The organism is Allobosea sp. OK403 (genome assembly GCF_900113835.1).
Classification (GTDB): Bacteria; Pseudomonadota; Alphaproteobacteria; order Rhizobiales; family Beijerinckiaceae; genus Allobosea.
In genome coordinates this window covers 679,238-693,496 of sequence record NZ_FOQV01000003.1, presented here as the reverse complement: position 1 = coordinate 693,496, position 14,259 = coordinate 679,238, and the positions used below count along the sequence as shown (strand labels likewise).

General features: G+C 66.0%; 14 protein-coding genes. 8 read left to right on the top strand and 6 right to left on the bottom strand.

Features of this window, described 5'->3' with window-relative positions; translation table 11 throughout:
* On the bottom strand, positions 1–561 hold the full coding sequence (locus BMZ97_RS14455; RefSeq protein ID WP_175525561.1) for a hypothetical protein: 561 nt from the start codon (positions 559–561) through the stop codon (positions 1–3).
* A gap of 19 nt (positions 562–580) precedes the next feature.
* Positions 581–2,212, bottom strand: coding sequence for a GMC family oxidoreductase (locus BMZ97_RS14450; RefSeq protein ID WP_092170519.1), 1,632 nt, complete (start codon positions 2,210–2,212; stop codon positions 581–583).
* A gap of 284 nt (positions 2,213–2,496) precedes the next feature.
* Here BMZ97_RS14450 and BMZ97_RS14445 point away from each other — a divergent pair, with 284 nt between their 5' ends.
* Both BMZ97_RS14445 and eutC read left to right on the top strand, forming a co-directional pair.
* Positions 2,497–3,885, top strand: a complete 1,389-nt coding sequence (locus tag BMZ97_RS14445; protein ID WP_092170516.1) for an ethanolamine ammonia-lyase subunit EutB — start codon at positions 2,497–2,499, stop codon at positions 3,883–3,885.
* The gene (gene eutC / locus BMZ97_RS14440) at positions 3,882–4,676 is read left to right on the top strand and encodes an ethanolamine ammonia-lyase subunit EutC (RefSeq protein ID WP_092170512.1); all 795 of its coding nucleotides are present in this window, start codon (positions 3,882–3,884) and stop codon (positions 4,674–4,676) included. Before BMZ97_RS14445 ends, eutC begins: the two co-directional genes overlap by 4 nt.
* A gap of 180 nt (positions 4,677–4,856) precedes the next feature.
* Here the strand turns inward: eutC and BMZ97_RS14435 are convergent, their stop codons facing one another.
* Both BMZ97_RS14435 and BMZ97_RS14430 read right to left on the bottom strand, forming a co-directional pair.
* Positions 4,857–5,597 carry a haloacid dehalogenase type II gene (locus tag BMZ97_RS14435; protein WP_092170510.1) on the bottom strand — a complete coding sequence of 247 codons (741 nt, stop codon included), beginning with the start codon at positions 5,595–5,597 and terminating at the stop codon, positions 4,857–4,859.
* A gap of 17 nt (positions 5,598–5,614) precedes the next feature.
* The gene (locus BMZ97_RS14430) at positions 5,615–6,280 is read right to left on the bottom strand and encodes a sulfite oxidase-like oxidoreductase (RefSeq protein WP_092170507.1); all 666 of its coding nucleotides are present in this window, start codon (positions 6,278–6,280) and stop codon (positions 5,615–5,617) included.
* 379 nt (positions 6,281–6,659) lie between these two features.
* Between BMZ97_RS14430 and rpsA the strand changes: the two genes are divergently transcribed.
* From rpsA to BMZ97_RS14400, 6 genes are all read left to right on the top strand, one after another.
* Complete coding sequence (gene rpsA / locus BMZ97_RS14425) at positions 6,660–8,363, top strand: 30S ribosomal protein S1 (protein WP_092170505.1); 1,704 nt, start codon at positions 6,660–6,662, stop codon at positions 8,361–8,363.
* Between the two features lie 200 nt (positions 8,364–8,563).
* Positions 8,564–9,853 (top strand): Hsp70 family protein, encoded by a 1,290-nt coding sequence (locus BMZ97_RS14420; RefSeq protein WP_092170503.1) that lies wholly within the window; start codon positions 8,564–8,566, stop codon positions 9,851–9,853.
* A 74-nt stretch (positions 9,854–9,927) separates the two neighbouring features.
* Positions 9,928–10,896 (top strand): signal peptide peptidase SppA, encoded by a 969-nt coding sequence (gene sppA / locus BMZ97_RS14415; protein ID WP_092170500.1) that lies wholly within the window; start codon positions 9,928–9,930, stop codon positions 10,894–10,896.
* A 28-nt stretch (positions 10,897–10,924) separates the two neighbouring features.
* A complete protein-coding gene (ihfB, locus tag BMZ97_RS14410; RefSeq protein WP_092170498.1) occupies positions 10,925–11,209 on the top strand; it encodes an integration host factor subunit beta in 285 nt (94 codons plus the stop codon).
* Positions 11,210–11,482: 273 nt separating this feature from the next.
* Entirely contained in the window at positions 11,483–11,821 is a 339-nt protein-coding gene (locus BMZ97_RS14405) for a LapA family protein (RefSeq protein WP_092170495.1), read from the top strand.
* Positions 11,821–12,774 (top strand): bifunctional Delta(1)-pyrroline-2-carboxylate/Delta(1)-piperideine-2-carboxylate reductase, encoded by a 954-nt coding sequence (locus BMZ97_RS14400; RefSeq protein WP_092170492.1) that lies wholly within the window; start codon positions 11,821–11,823, stop codon positions 12,772–12,774. Before BMZ97_RS14405 ends, BMZ97_RS14400 begins: the two co-directional genes overlap by 1 nt.
* An 84-nt stretch (positions 12,775–12,858) precedes the next feature.
* Here the strand turns inward: BMZ97_RS14400 and BMZ97_RS14395 are convergent, their stop codons facing one another.
* Entirely contained in the window at positions 12,859–13,032 is a 174-nt protein-coding gene (locus BMZ97_RS14395; RefSeq protein WP_092170490.1) for a DUF3309 family protein, read from the bottom strand.
* A 95-nt stretch (positions 13,033–13,127) separates the two neighbouring features.
* Complete coding sequence (locus BMZ97_RS14390) at positions 13,128–14,111, bottom strand: Bug family tripartite tricarboxylate transporter substrate binding protein (protein WP_092170488.1); 984 nt, start codon at positions 14,109–14,111, stop codon at positions 13,128–13,130.
* Between the last annotated feature and the right edge of the window lie 148 nt (positions 14,112–14,259).

Sequence of the window (14,259 nt, the reverse complement as noted above, 5' to 3'; positions counted from 1 at the left end):
TCAGGCGCGCAAGCCCCGCAACCAGCGCCTGGCCTCGTCGCGGATCCGGATGGCGGATTGATAGGCTGTGCTTGCCTTGACCCAGCTGAGCGCCTTGACGCGGACGGTCTCGATCGCCGCCATCAGCCAGGCCAGCCAGCGATAGCTCAGAAGCTTGCCCCGCCCGGCCTGGTAGATGCGCTCGACGATGAGGAAGCTTGCGAGATAGGCCACGGCGAGGATCATGATGCCGGCCACGACCTGCCCGCGCCCGATCATGATCAGGCCGACGATCTTCAAGGGCTCGGCGACCGCGAAGGGAATCGCGAGCAGAGCGAGAATGGCCAAGCGCGGCAATCGGGCGATTGCGGCTTCCGCCCGCGCGACGATTCCCAGCGAGGCGAGCCAGTCCGCCAGCGGCCGATAGAGCGGCCGCGCGATCTCGTCGAGCAGCACGAGGACCGTCAGCACGCCGCGGGTGATGGCGAGAAGGATCTTGGTGGGCAAGCTGCGTTCGGGCGGCGGTGACATGGCGGCTCCAGCGTGCCGGACCGGGCCGGCAAGAGCCTTCATATCAGACATGAGCCCTCATATCATGACGTCAGGCGGCTTTCGCATCCTCCAGCAGCATCTGCGCGCCTTTCTCGGCGATCATCATCGTCGGCGCCGCCGTATTGCCCGAGGTGATCGCCGGCATCACCGAGGCGTCGATCACGCGCAGGCCACGCACGCCTCGCACCCGCAGGCGCTCGTCGAGCACGGCCGTCGGATCGTCGTCGCGGCCCATTTTCGCTGTCCCGACAGGGTGGAAGATCGTGGTGCTGAGCCCTTTCGCGGCTTCCAGCAGCGCCTCGTCCGAGGTCGCGGCTGTGCCGGGGCTGTGTTCCTGCGGCTGGAAGCGCGCCAGCGGCGCTTGTGCCACGATCTTGCGCGCGAGCTTCAGCGCATCGACGGCGACGCGCTTGTCCTCGTCGGTGTCGAGATAATTCGGCGAGATAGCCGGGGCGTCCTCGGGCGTCGGGCTCTTGAGATGGACGCTGCCCCGGCTCGACGGGCGCAAATTGCAGACGCTGGCGGTGAAAGCGCCGAACGGATGCAAGCCATCGCCCCATTTGTCGAGCGAGAGCGGCTGGAAATGGAATTCGAGATTGGCGGTGGCGTAGTCGGGCGAGGATTTGGCGAAGGCGCCGACCTGCGAGGGCGCCATGGTCAAGGGGCCGGTGCGCAGAGCCGCATATTCCAGCGCCATCAGCGGCCGGCGCCAGAGCTTGGCATAGTCGGTGTTGAGCGTGCGCACGCCCTCGACCTTGTAGACCGGGCGGATCTGGAGGTGGTCCTGCAGGTTCTCGCCGACGCCCGGCAGGTTCGCGGCCGTGTCGATGCCGAGTGCCTGCAGGCGGGAGCCGTCGCCGATGCCGGAGCGCTCCAGCAGCGCCGGCGAACCGAAGGCACCGGCGCTGAGCACGACTTCGCCGCGCACCTCGACCCTGAGCTTCTCCTCGCCATGGGTGAACTCGATCGCGCTGGCCCGGCCGTCCTCGATCACGATGCGCTCGACCAGGACGCGCGTCTCCATGCGGAGATTGTCGCGGATATCGAGCACCGGCTTGAGGAAGGCGGTAAAGGCGCTCCAGCGCCGGCCGCGCCGCTGGTTGACCTGGAAATAGGCGGAGCCTTCATTGTCGCCGGTGTTGAAGTCGGCGATCTTGGCGATGCCCGCCGCCTCGGCCGCATCGCGCACGGCGTCGAGGATGTCCCAGCGCACGCGCGGATTCTCGACGCGCCATTCGCCGCCGGCCTTGTGGTGCTCGCCCGTCCCCGGCGCGACATGGTCCTCATGTTTGAGGAAATAGGGCAGGACATCATCCCAGCCCCAGCCGGTGAGCCCGCGCTGGCGCCAGCCATCGTAATCGGCCGCCTGGCCGCGCATATAGATCATCGCATTGATCGCCGAGCAGCCGCCGACGACCTTGCCGCGCGGGAAGGGCAAGGCCCGCCCGCCCAAGCCCGCCTGGGGCTCGGTCTTGAACAGCCAGTCGGCGCGCGGATTGCCGATGGCGTAGAGATATCCGACCGGGATGTGGAACCAGATCCAGTCGTCCTTGCCGCCGGCCTCCAGCACCAGGACTTTCTTGCCCGGATCGGCTGAGAGCCGGTTGGCGACGACACAGCCGGCCGAGCCCGCCCCGATCACGACATAGTCGAAGGTGCCGATGGTCCTGCGAGCCGACATGACGTTTCCCAAATCCTGCGGCGGGTAACGTCCCGCTCTCCGGACAAGGAGCGTTAATCGCGGCAACGGGTGGCAGCAATGCTGCATCTGCGTTTGCTCATGCCAATATCCGCAAGAGCAGGATGCGAAAAAGTGGGAACCGGTTTTTCGCATTGATCCTGCTCTCACTTTTGGTGAGAGACGGATTCAGATTTGAGATGGGATCACTCTGTGATTCCATCTCAAATCATCCGGCTCTAGCATGATGCAAGGGATGAGGATTGATTTCGGCGAGGATTGATTTCATGGCGTATCGCGCGGCGGTCGGGCGACAGAGTTACGTTTTCGCCGATTTGAAGACCTTGCTGGCGAAGGCGACGCCCCTGCGCTCGGGCGACCAGCTCGCAGGCCTCGCCGCCGGCAGCATGGAAGAGATGATGGCGGCGCGCATGGCGCTGGCCGATCTGCCGCTGCGGACCTTCCTGAATGAGGCGCTGATTCCCTATGAGGAGGACGAGGTCACGCGCCTGATCGTCGACAGCCATGATGCGGCGGCATTCAAGCTGATCGCCTCGCTGACGGTCGGCGGCTTCCGCGACTGGCTCTGCTCGGATGCGGCGACGACGCCGGTCCTGGCCCGGCTCGCGCCCGGCATCACGCCGGAGATGGCGGCCGCCGTCTCCAAGCTGATGCGTAACCAGGATTTGATCCTGGTCGCCAGGAAGTGCCGCGTCGTCACGCGCTTCCGCAACACGCTGGGCCTGCCCGGCGCCATGGCGGTCCGGCTCCAGCCCAACCACCCGACAGACGATGTCGCCGGCATCCTCGCCTCGACCATGGACGGGCTGAGTTTTGGCTGCGGCGATGCCGTCATCGGCATCAACCCGGCCTCCGACAGCATGAGTGCGATCGGCGATCTGCTGCGCCTGCTCGACGCGCTGATCGCCCGTTTCGAGATTCCGACGCAGGCTTGCGTGCTGACCCATGTCACGAGCTCGGTGGCGCTGATCGAGCAGGGCGTGCCGGTCGATCTCGTCTTCCAGTCGGTGGCGGGAACGCAGGCAGCCAATGCCTCCTTCGGCGTCACGCTGGCCTTGCTGCAGGAGGGGCTGGAGGCCGGCCGCTCGCTGAAGCGCGGCACGGTCGGCGACAACGTCATGTATTTCGAGACGGGCCAGGGCGCGGCGCTCTCGGCCAATGCCCATCACGGCGTCGACCAGCAGACGGTCGAAGCCCGCGCCTATGCGGTCTGCCGCGCCTATGAGCCGCTCCTGGTCAACACGGTCGTCGGCTTCATCGGCCCGGAATATCTCTATGATGGCAAGCAGATCATCCGCGCCGGCCTCGAGGACCATTTCTGCGGCAAGCTGATGGGCGTGCCGATGGGTTGCGACATCTGCTACACCAACCACGCCGAGGCCGATCAGGACGACATGGATACGCTTCTGACGCTGCTCGGAGCGGCCGGCGTCAATTTCATCATGGGCATCCCCGGCGCCGACGACGTGATGCTGAACTACCAGTCAACCTCCTTCCACGACCAGCTCTATATCCGCGAGGTGCTCGGCCTGAAGCGCGCCCCGGAATTCGAGGCCTGGCTCAGGCGGATGGACATCACCGACCCCTCGGGAAAGTTGAGCGCGGGGCAGGGCGGGCAGGCTTTGCTCGCCGCCATGCAGGACCGCGCGGCATGAAAACGCCGGACAAGCCTGCCTCCACGGCTCAGCGCTGGGCCGAACTCGCGCAATTGACGCCGGCCCGCATCGCGCTTGGCCGCTCGGGCGCCTCGCTGCCGACGCGCGAGGTGCTGCGCTTCGGCCTCGCCCATGCGCAGGCGCGCGACGCGGTGCACGAGCCCTTCCGTCCGGAGGGGCTGGCCGCGGATCTTGCGGCCTTGTCGCTGGATACGGTGATGGTCGAGAGCGCGGCCCGCTCGCGCGGCGATTATCTGCGCCGGCCCGATCTCGGCCGTGGCCTCTCCGAGGAGAGCCGGGGCGTGCTGGCGGCGCGGCGCGGCGCCAGCGATCTCGCCATCATCGTCGCCGACGGCTTGTCCTCGACCGCGATCCACCAGAACGCCGCCCCCTTCATCACGGCGCAGCTGCCGCATCTGAAGCGGCAGGGGCTCACGCTCGCGCCGGTCGTCATCGCCTCGCAGGCCCGTGTCGCGCTCGGCGATGAGGCCGCCCATGCGCTCGGTGCGCGCATGGCGCTGGTGCTGATCGGCGAGCGGCCGGGCCTGTCCTCGCCGGATTCGCTTGGCGCCTATCTCACCTTCGCGCCCCGCCCCGGCCTGACCGACGCCGCGCGCAACTGCATCTCCAACATCCGCCCCGGCGGACTCGATTTCGCCGCCGCCGCCTTCAAGCTCGCCTGGCTGATCGACCAGGCCTTCAAGCGCTCGCTGACCGGCGTCGACCTCAAGGATGAGAGCGGCAGCGCGCTGGAGGGCGGGAAGCAGGACGCTGTTCTTCCAGCGCCCTGAGTTCCGCAGCGTCTTGAGTTCCGGTGTGACAACCACGCGGTCATCCCGGGCGGAGCGCAGCGCAGACCCGGGATCCATTCCGGAGCGCTGATTTTGTGAGGCTCAGGAATGGATCCCGGGTCTCCCTTCGGTCGCCCGGGATGACGTGGTTCTCATTCCGTAAGGGTAGGGCTTGTTTGCCTACAATCCGCCCACCAGCGCCGGCAATTCGCCCAGCGACCCGATCACCCAATCGGGCCTCTCGCCCAGCCGCTCCTCCTGCATGCGCAGCGCCTTGAACAAGGTCTTCGGCGAGATCGGGGCTGCGCTTGCGATCTCGGCATGCAGCGCCGCGGCTGAAACCCGTGCGATCCGCGCGACCTTGAAGCCGAAATGCTTCGCGCCCGCGACATCGAAACCGTTCGATGAGACGAAGACGACCTCATCGGGCTTCACACCCATCCGCTCTTCGACCAGCCGATAGCTGCACGGATCGGGCTTGTAGACCCGCGCGGCGTCGACGCTGAGCACGGCTTCGAAACGATTTGCCAGACCGCTATGGCGCACCAGCGCCTCCAACATGGCCGGACTGCCGTTCGAGAGGATGGCGAGCCGCTTGCCCGCCAGCGCATCGAGCGCGGCGAGGCTGTCGGGATAGGGCGTAAGATGGTTGTAGGCCTCGGCCAGGGCGGTGATCGCCGCCTCGCTCGCGTTCAGGCCTAGGACATCGAGCGTGTAAGCGAGCGAATCCCGCGTCACCGTCCAGAAATCGGCATAGGCACCCATGGCGGAGCGCAGCCAGGTATATTCGAGCTGCTTCATCCGCCAGATCTGGGTGATGGTCTCGCCATGGCTGGGGAAGGCGGCCTCGGTCGCGCCGGCGACGGACTGAACGTCGTAGAGCGTGCCATAGGCGTCGAAGACGAAGGCCTTGATGGTCATGGGGCGGTTTCCGCTTTTCAATCGTCGCTGTAGCGCTGCTCCAGCCAGGGATCGCCGCGGTCGTGATAGCCGCGAACCTCCCAGAAGCCAGGCTGGTTGCGGTCGACGAATTCGATCCGCTTCAGCCATTTCGCGCTCTTCCAGAAATAGAGCTTCGGCAGCACGAGCCTGACCGGCCCGCCATGCTCGCGCGTCAGGGGCTTGCCCTCCCAGCTATGGGCCAGCAGCGCATCCTCGCTGGCGAAATCCGCGAGCGTCAGATTGGTGGTGTAGCCGTCATGGGAGTGCAGCACGACGAAGCCGGCCTCGGGCTTCGGCTGGGCGAGGTCGAGCAAGCTGCGCGTCGCCACGCCCTGCCAGCGATTATCGTAGCGCGACCAGGTCGTGACGCAGTGGATGTCGGAGACTTCGTTCGCCTGCTCCTGCATCATGAAATCTGCCCAGCGCCAGTGCAATCGGTTCTCGACCGCGCCGTCGATGTCGAGCGTCCAGTTTTCGGTCGAAATCTCGGGCTGGAGGCCGAGATCGAGCACCGGCCAATCCTTGACCAGATGCTGGCCGGGCGGCAGCCGCTCGCTGTCGGGCCGGCTGATGCGTCCGGTCAGGAATTTCCCGGCCCGCGCCCAGGCCTGCTTGGTGCGCGTCAGCTTGCTGTCGTCGGGTGTGTCGGGATCGCTGGTCATGGCAGTTTCCTGGCGGTCTCCTGTCAGGCGCAGCCCTCACTATAAGGTTTTCCATCCAGGCCGTCGCTGCGCGAAACGGACAAGGACCCTTGCCCTGCCGTCTGCTTTGCACTACATCGCGCCTGTCCGAAGGGCCGTGATCGATCACAGCCGGGGGCGGCCTTTTAGGCCTGCTCCCGTTTCGTGTTTGGGGCGGATCGTTCGGATGCGGATCGATGCCGGCGGCCAAGCGCCGCCCGTTCTCGCCCCGGCGCCTCAGAGCGCGGGAAGAGCGGGCAGGCCTCTCAGGAGGCGCCGACGGACAGGTCCGGCCTGTGGCACAAACCCAATCGGCGCTTGCCGGCTTTGCGGAATCCGCGAGCTGGCGTCAGGAGAATACATGTCAGCCGTAGAAAGCTATTCGGGCCGCGAGGATTTCGCCGCCCTGCTCGAGGAATCCTTCGGTCAGAACGAAGCCCTCGAAGGTTCCGTCATCAAGGGCATCGTCGTCGCCATCGAAAAAGACATGGCGATCATCGATGTCGGCCTGAAGACGGAAGGGCGCGTCGCGCTCAAGGAATTCAACGGCCCCGGCCGTGACCAGGACATCAAGGTCGGCGACGAGGTCGAGGTCTATCTGGACCGGATCGAAAACGCGCTCGGCGAAGCCGTCATCTCGCGCGACAAGGCTCGCCGCGAGGAGAGCTGGGTCAAGCTCGAGAAGGCTTTCGAGGCTCGCGAGAAGGTCTCGGGCGTCATCTTCAACACCGTCAAGGGCGGCTACACCGTCGATCTCGACGGCGCTGTCGCCTTCCTGCCGCGTTCGCAGGTCGACATCCGCCCGATCCGCGACGTCGGCCCGCTGATGGGCCAGCCGCAGCCCTTCGAGATCCTCAAGATGGATCGCCGCCGCGGCAACATCGTCGTGTCGCGCCGTACCGTCCTCGAAGAGACCCGCGCCGAGGCTCGTTCCGAGCTCGTGGCTTCGCTCGAAGAGGGCCAGGTCATCGACGGCGTCGTCAAGAACATCACCGAATACGGTGCGTTCGTTGACCTGGGCGGCATCGACGGCCTGCTCCATGTCACCGACATGGCCTGGCGTCGCGTCAACCATCCGTCCGAGGTCGTGACCATCGGCCAGACGGTCAAGGTCAAGATCATCAAGATCAACCAGGACACGCACCGCATCTCGCTCGGCATCAAGCAGCTGCTTGCCGATCCGTGGGATGGCATTGCGGCCCGTTACCCCGTCGGTGCGCGCCTCAAGGGTCGCGTCACCAACATCACGGACTACGGCGCGTTCGTCGAAGTGGAGCCGGGCATCGAAGGCCTCATCCACGTCTCCGAGATGTCCTGGACCAAGAAGAACGTCCACCCCGGCAAGATCGTCTCGACCTCGCAGGAAGTCGACGTCGCGATCCTCGAGGTCGATCAGGTCAAGCGCCGCATCTCGCTGGGTCTCAAGCAGACCCTGCGCAACCCCTGGGAGGTCTTCGCGGAGACCCATCCGAGCGGTGCGGTGGTCGAGGGCGAGGTCAAGAACAAGACCGAGTTCGGCCTGTTCCTGGGTCTCGAAGGCGATATCGACGGCATGATCCATCTCTCGGATCTCGACTGGAACCGTCCGGGCGAGCAGGTCATCGAGGAATACAAGAAGGGCGACATGCTGCAGGCTGTCGTTCTCGATGTGGACGTCGAGAAGGAGCGTATCTCGCTCGGCCTGAAGCAGCTCGGCGGCGATCCCTTCGTGGATGCCGGCGAGTTTAAGAAGGGCCAGGTCGTCACCACTGAGGTGATCGAGGTCAAGGAAGCCGGTCTCGACGTCAAGATCGTCGGCACCGACATGACCACCTTCATCAAGCGCGCCGAAATCGCGCGTGATCGTGCCGAGCAGCGCCCTGAGCGCTTCGCGGCCGGCGAAAAGGTCGACGCCCGCGTCATCCTGTTCGACAAGAAGGCCCGCAAGATCCAGGTCTCGATCAAGGCCCTGGAAATGGCCGAGGAGAAGGAGGCGATGGCGCAGTACGGCTCTGCCGACTCCGGCGCCTCGCTCGGCGACATCCTGGGCGCCGCCCTCAAGAAGGCGACGACCGAGAAGAAGTGAGGTTTCGGCCGCGAAAGCGGCCGGCCCATCAGACCAGCCCGCGCGGAGCAATCCGCGCGGGCTTTTGTTTCGGTTCGACCCGTCACTCTCGGGCGAGCCGAGCAAACGAAGACCCGGGAATCTCTTTGACCAGGACGCCTTGGTTTCCGAGATGGCCGGGTCAGGCCCGACCATGACGACCAGCATCAGGAACCCGGGACATGACCACCGCGGCGATCGGCATCGATTTCGGCACCACCAACAGCGTGGTTGCCCTGGCGCGCGCCGACGGCTCGGTGACGACGCGTTCCTTCGCGACCAGGCAGGGCGCGGTCGACGCCTATCGTTCGGCCCTGATGTTCTGGCGCGAGGGCCGGCCGCCCAAGACCCATGTCGCCCATGTCAGCGGGCCCGATGCGCTCGACATGGCGCTCGGCATGACGACGGAGCATCGCTTCCTGCAATCGCTGAAGACGCATCTCTCCAGCCGTGCCTTCCAGGAGACGCGGCTGTTCGGCAAGCTGTTCAGGCTCGAGGACCTGATCGGCGTGTTCCTGACCGATCTCGTGGCCGGCCTCGACGACGTGGCGGAGACACCGCTGGTCTCAGGCAGGCCCGTCGTCTTCGCCGGTGAGCGGCCCGATGAGGAGCTTGCGCTCGGGCGGCTGCGCGCCTCCTATGGCAAAGCCGGGATGCCTGCCGTCGATTTCGCCTATGAGCCGCTCGGCGCGGCCTACTGGTATGCCCGCGACCTGCAGACGCCGCAGACCATGCTGGTCGCGGATTTCGGCGGCGGCACCAGCGACTTCTCGGTGATGCGCTTCGAGCCCGGCGGAGCAGGGCGGCTCGCCGCGATTCCGCTCTCCCATGCCGGCGTCGGTGTCGCCGGCGACACCTTCGACTACCGCATCATCGAGCACGCGATCTCACCGCGTCTCGGCAAGGGTACGCAATATCGCTCCTTCGAGAAGCTCCTGCCGATCCCGGCGCATTACCACGCCGCCTTCGCGCAATGGCACCGGCTCTCGCTGATGAAAAGCCGCGAGACCATGGCCGAGCTCAAGGCGTTGATCCGCGACGCGGTCGAGCCCGGAAAGCTCGAGGATCTGCTGACCGTGATCGAATATGATCTCGGCTACGAGCTCTACCGTGCGGTCTCGGCCGCCAAGATCGCGCTCTCGGGCGCTGAGGAGACCACGCTCAGCTTCCGCCAGATGGATGTGACGATCGAGGCTCCGATCCGCCGCAGCGATTTCGACAGCTGGATCGCGGACGATGTCGGCGCGATCGAGACGGCGCTCGACAAGGCCTTGAGCGAAGCGAACGTCTCCACTGGTGCGATCGAGGCCGTGTTCATGACCGGCGGCACCTCTCACGTCCCGGCGGTGCGGGCGCTGTTCGACCGCCGCTTCGGCGCGAGCCGTGTCCATATCGGCGATGCCTTCCGCTCGGTGGCGAGCGGGCTCGCCTTGCTGGCGCTGGACCGGGCGCGCGCCACGGTCGCGGCCTAAGCCTGCGGCTTCGTCTTGCCCGCCCGTCACGGCGAGGCTACATCACGGTGCCGCAAACCCGGAGCGCTGACCTCATGTCGTCCGATGCCGATCTGCTCGCCGACCGCCGCAGCCTCAGGCGAAAGCTGACGCTCTGGCGGCTGTTCGCCGTGCTCGGCGTGCTGGCCGCCGCCGTCGTCGCGGGCCTCGCCTGGACCGGACGCGCGCCCAGCTCGCTCAGCCAGGCCCATATCGCCCGTGTCACCATCTCCGGCTTCATCTCGGGCGACAGGCGCACGCTCGAACTGATCAAGTCGCTGGAGGACAGCAAGGCCTCGGCCGTGCTGCTCAAGATCGACAGCCCGGGCGGCACGACTTCGGGCTCGGAGGCTTTGTTCGACGCGCTGCGCCGGCTGGCGGCGAAGAAGCCGATGGTCTCGGTGGTCGATGGCCTGGCAGCCTCGGGCGGCTATATCGCAGCCCTCGGCTCCGATCGCATCGTGGCGCGCCAGACCTCGCTCGTCGGCTCGATCGGCGTGCTCTTCCAGTTTCCCAATGTTGGCCGCCTGCTCGATACGGTTGGCGTCAAGCTCGAGGAGATCAAGTCGAGCCCGCTGAAGGCCGCGCCCAACGGTTTCGAACCGACCTCGCCGGAGGCGCGCGCCGCGCTCCAGAGCGTCGTCGACGACAATTACGACTGGTTCAAGCGGCTGGTGCGCGAGCGCCGGCACCTCAGCGATCCCGAGGTCGCGGCCGTGTCCGACGGCCGGGTGCATTCCGGCCGGCAGGGCGCGGTTTTGAAGCTGATCGACGAGATCGGCGGCGAGCCGGAAGCCATCGCCTGGCTCGAACGCGAGAAAGGCGTGGCGAAGGATCTGGCGGTCCGTGATTGGCGCCGCCGCAGCGAATCATCCGCCTACGGGCTATGGAGTGCCAGCGAGGCGTTGGCGCGCGCCGCCGGGTTCGAAACCGTGGCGAGCCTTATCGCGCGTGCGGCCGAACAACCGATCGGTTTGCGTCTTGACGCGCCCTTGGCGCTCTGGCAGCCTGCAGTCGAAAAATGATGTTGATACAAGCGGTTATATTGGACACATGATTAAATCCGAACTCGTCCAGCGCATCGCTGAGCGCAACACGCACCTCTACCAGCGCGATATTGAAAACATCGTCACGGCGATCCTCGACGAGGTCGTCAAGGCGCTGGCGCGTGGCGACCGGGTCGAGCTGCGCGGCTTTGGAGCCTTCTCCCGCAAGGCCCGCTCCGCCCGGGTCGGCCGCAATCCCCGCACGGGTGACGCCGTCGAGGTCGAGGAAAAGTTCGTCCCGGTCTTCAAGACCGGCAAGGAGCTTCGGCTGCGGCTGAACGGCAAGGCGTAAAGTCTCTCTCAGCCCTCGTCCCGAGGAGCCGCGAAGCGGCGTCTCCAGGGATGATCCAGAGCGGGCTGAAACATCCTTGGAGACGCTATTTTCGCCGAAATAGCTCGCCAGGATGAGGGCTCGCGCTAGAGCAGGATGCGAAAAAGTGGGCACCGGTTTTTCGCATCGATCCTGCTCTAACTCCTTGATGAGAGACGGATTCAGATTTCAGACGGTGTCACTATTGTGACGCCGTCTGAAATCATCCGGCTCTAGCCGCTGAAAGGAACTCCGATGAAATCCTTCTTCAAGGCCCTGATCCTGGTTCCGGTCGCGCTGGCGATCGTGCTGTTTTCCGTCGCCAATCGGAAATCGGTTCCGCTGTCCTTCGACCCGATCAGTCGCGACGCGCCTGTGTTCGTCTTCGACGTGCCGCTCTTTGCGGTCGTTCTGGCGGCGATTGCAGTCGGTATCCTGATTGGCGGCCTTGCCTCCTGGATTGCCCAGGGCAAGCACCGCAAGGCGGCCCGTCGCAACCGCCGCGAGGCCGAGACGCTGCGCGGCGAGGCGCAGATGCTGCGTGCCGCTGTGCCCGATTCCGCCTTGCCGGCGCTGACCAGCGGTAGGGGCTGATGCGGCTTTTCGACAATGGCGAGATCGACGCCGCCCTGACGTTTTCCGGCCTGATCGACGCGCTCGATGACGCCTTCCGCAGCGATGTGGCCCTGCCGCCGCGCAGCCATCACGACGTCAAGCGCCCCGATGGCGACCCGGCCGTGCTGCTGATCATGCCGGCCTGGAGCGCGCCCAGCGCCGAGAAGGCCTATATCGGCACCAAGATCGTCTCGGTCTTCTTCGGCAACGGCAAGCGCAACCTGCCCGGCGTCATGGGCGCCTATCTGTTGATGGACGGAAACACTGGCCAGCCCCTGGCGGTGATGGACGGCAACCGCCTGACGCTGTGGCGCACGGCGGCGGCTTCGGCTCTGGCGGCGCGCTACATGGCCAGCCCCGACGCCAGCCGCATGCTGATGGTCGGGGCGGGCAGCCTCGCGCCCTTCCTGGTCAAGGCGCATCGCGCGGTCAGGCCGCTGACCGATATCGCCATCTGGGCGCGCCGGGCCGAAGCTGCCGTCGCCGTGGTGGAAGAGCTTGCGCGTGACGGCATCGCAGCCCGCGCTGTCACCGATCTCGAAGCCGAGGCGCGCACGGCTGACATCATCTCCTGCGCCACCAATGCAAGCGAGCCGCTGATCCACGGCAAATGGTTGAAGCGCGACGCGCATCTCGACCTGATCGGCGCCTTCACCATGCAGATGCGCGAGGCCGATGCCGAGGCGCTGAACCGCGCCCGCGTCATCGTCGACTCCAAGAAGGCAATCGATGAGGGCGGCGATGTCGCCGTCGCGATCGCCGAGGGTAGCTACAGCGCCGACAGGATTGCCGGCACGCTGGCCGATCTCTGCCAAGGCCGCATCGCGGGCGCGGCTGAGGGCGGCGAGATCACGCTGTTCAAATCGGTCGGCGTCTCGCTGGAGGATCTGGCTGCCGCAGTGGCTGTCTGGGAAGCCTCTGTGCCAGCCTGATCGACCAACGGAGCGGGGTCGTTTGAGCGTTTTCGGGCGAAGTTGATACCGGTTCGCGTGGAGAAAACGCGTCAAAACAATGCTCTAGACTCGTACGGGTACGCCGCCGATCGCGCCGAGCAGCCACAAGATCACGGCAATGACCAACACGAGGCCGAGCACGCCGCCGAGGCCGGTCGTGCCGTAGCTGCGATGGCCGTAATAACCTCCGCCGCCGAGCAGCAGCACCAGCAGCAGGATGATGACGAGGGTGGACATGGGGCGTTCCTTCTCCAGGAGGACCGCCGGCGTGCACCGGCGGGATATGGCAGGAGAACGTCAGCCTCGCCCCGCAAGTTCCGTGAGCGGCGCGCCTATTCCGCCCTGATTCCGACCTCCTTGATCAGGTCACCCCATTTTTTTTGCTCGGACTGCACGAAGGCCGCGAGCTCCGCCGGGGTGTTGCCGACAGGCTCGGCCGCCAGCAGATCCATCTTGGCGCGGACGCCAGGATCGGCGATCGCGGTCTTGGTGTCGGCCTGGACCCTGTCGATGATCGCCTTGGGCGTCTTCGCCGGCGCGAAAAGCGCAAACCAGGACGAGACGTCGAAGCCGGGCACGACCTCGGCGATCGGCGCGAATTCCTGGGCGGTCGGAGAGCGTGTCGCGGTGGTGACGCCGAAGCCGCGGATCGAACCGGCTCGCGCCTGCGGCAGGGCCGAGGTGATGTTGTCGAACATCAGGTCGACGCGCCCGCCGATCAGATCCTGGATCGCCTGGGACGAGCCGCGATAGGGCACATGCACCATCTTGGTGCCGGTCAGCTTCTGGAACAATTCGCCGGCGAGATGAATCGAGGTGCCGACGCCCGAGGAGGCATAGCTCAGCTTGCCGGGATTAGCTCGGGCGTAGGCGACGAGCTCAGCGGTGTCCTTGACCGGCAGTTCCTTGCTGACCACGAGGAGGTTTGGCACCATCGCGACCATGGTGATGGGGCTGAGGTCCTTGATCGGGTCGTAATTGACCTTGGCGTAGAGATAGGGGTTCGCGACGAGCCCGACCGAGCCGATCAATAGCGTGTCGCCGTTCGGCTCCGACCGCGTCGCCGCATCGACGCCGATATTGCCGCCCGCGCCCGGCCGGTTCTCGACGACGAGATTCGTGCTCCAGGCATGGCCGAGCTTGTCGGCGACGAGCCGGCCCAGAATATCGGTCGCCCCGCCGGGCGGGAACGGTACGATCAGCCTGATCGTGCGGCCCTGCGGCCACGGGGCCTGAGCGAAAGCGGCCTGCGGCAAAGCGAAACCCGCACTGAGCGCAGCAAGCATAGTGCGACGGTCGATCGTGAAATCGGTCATGATACTCAATCTCTCCCAGGGGCCGTGCCGCGGGACTTGACGCCCGCTTGCTGCTTGCTGGTAGGCTGCCGCCTCGGTCGGGACTTGTCCACCGGCATTTGCGCCCGCACCTGGCCTTGACCTTTGGGGGGCAACGCGCCGATTCTCA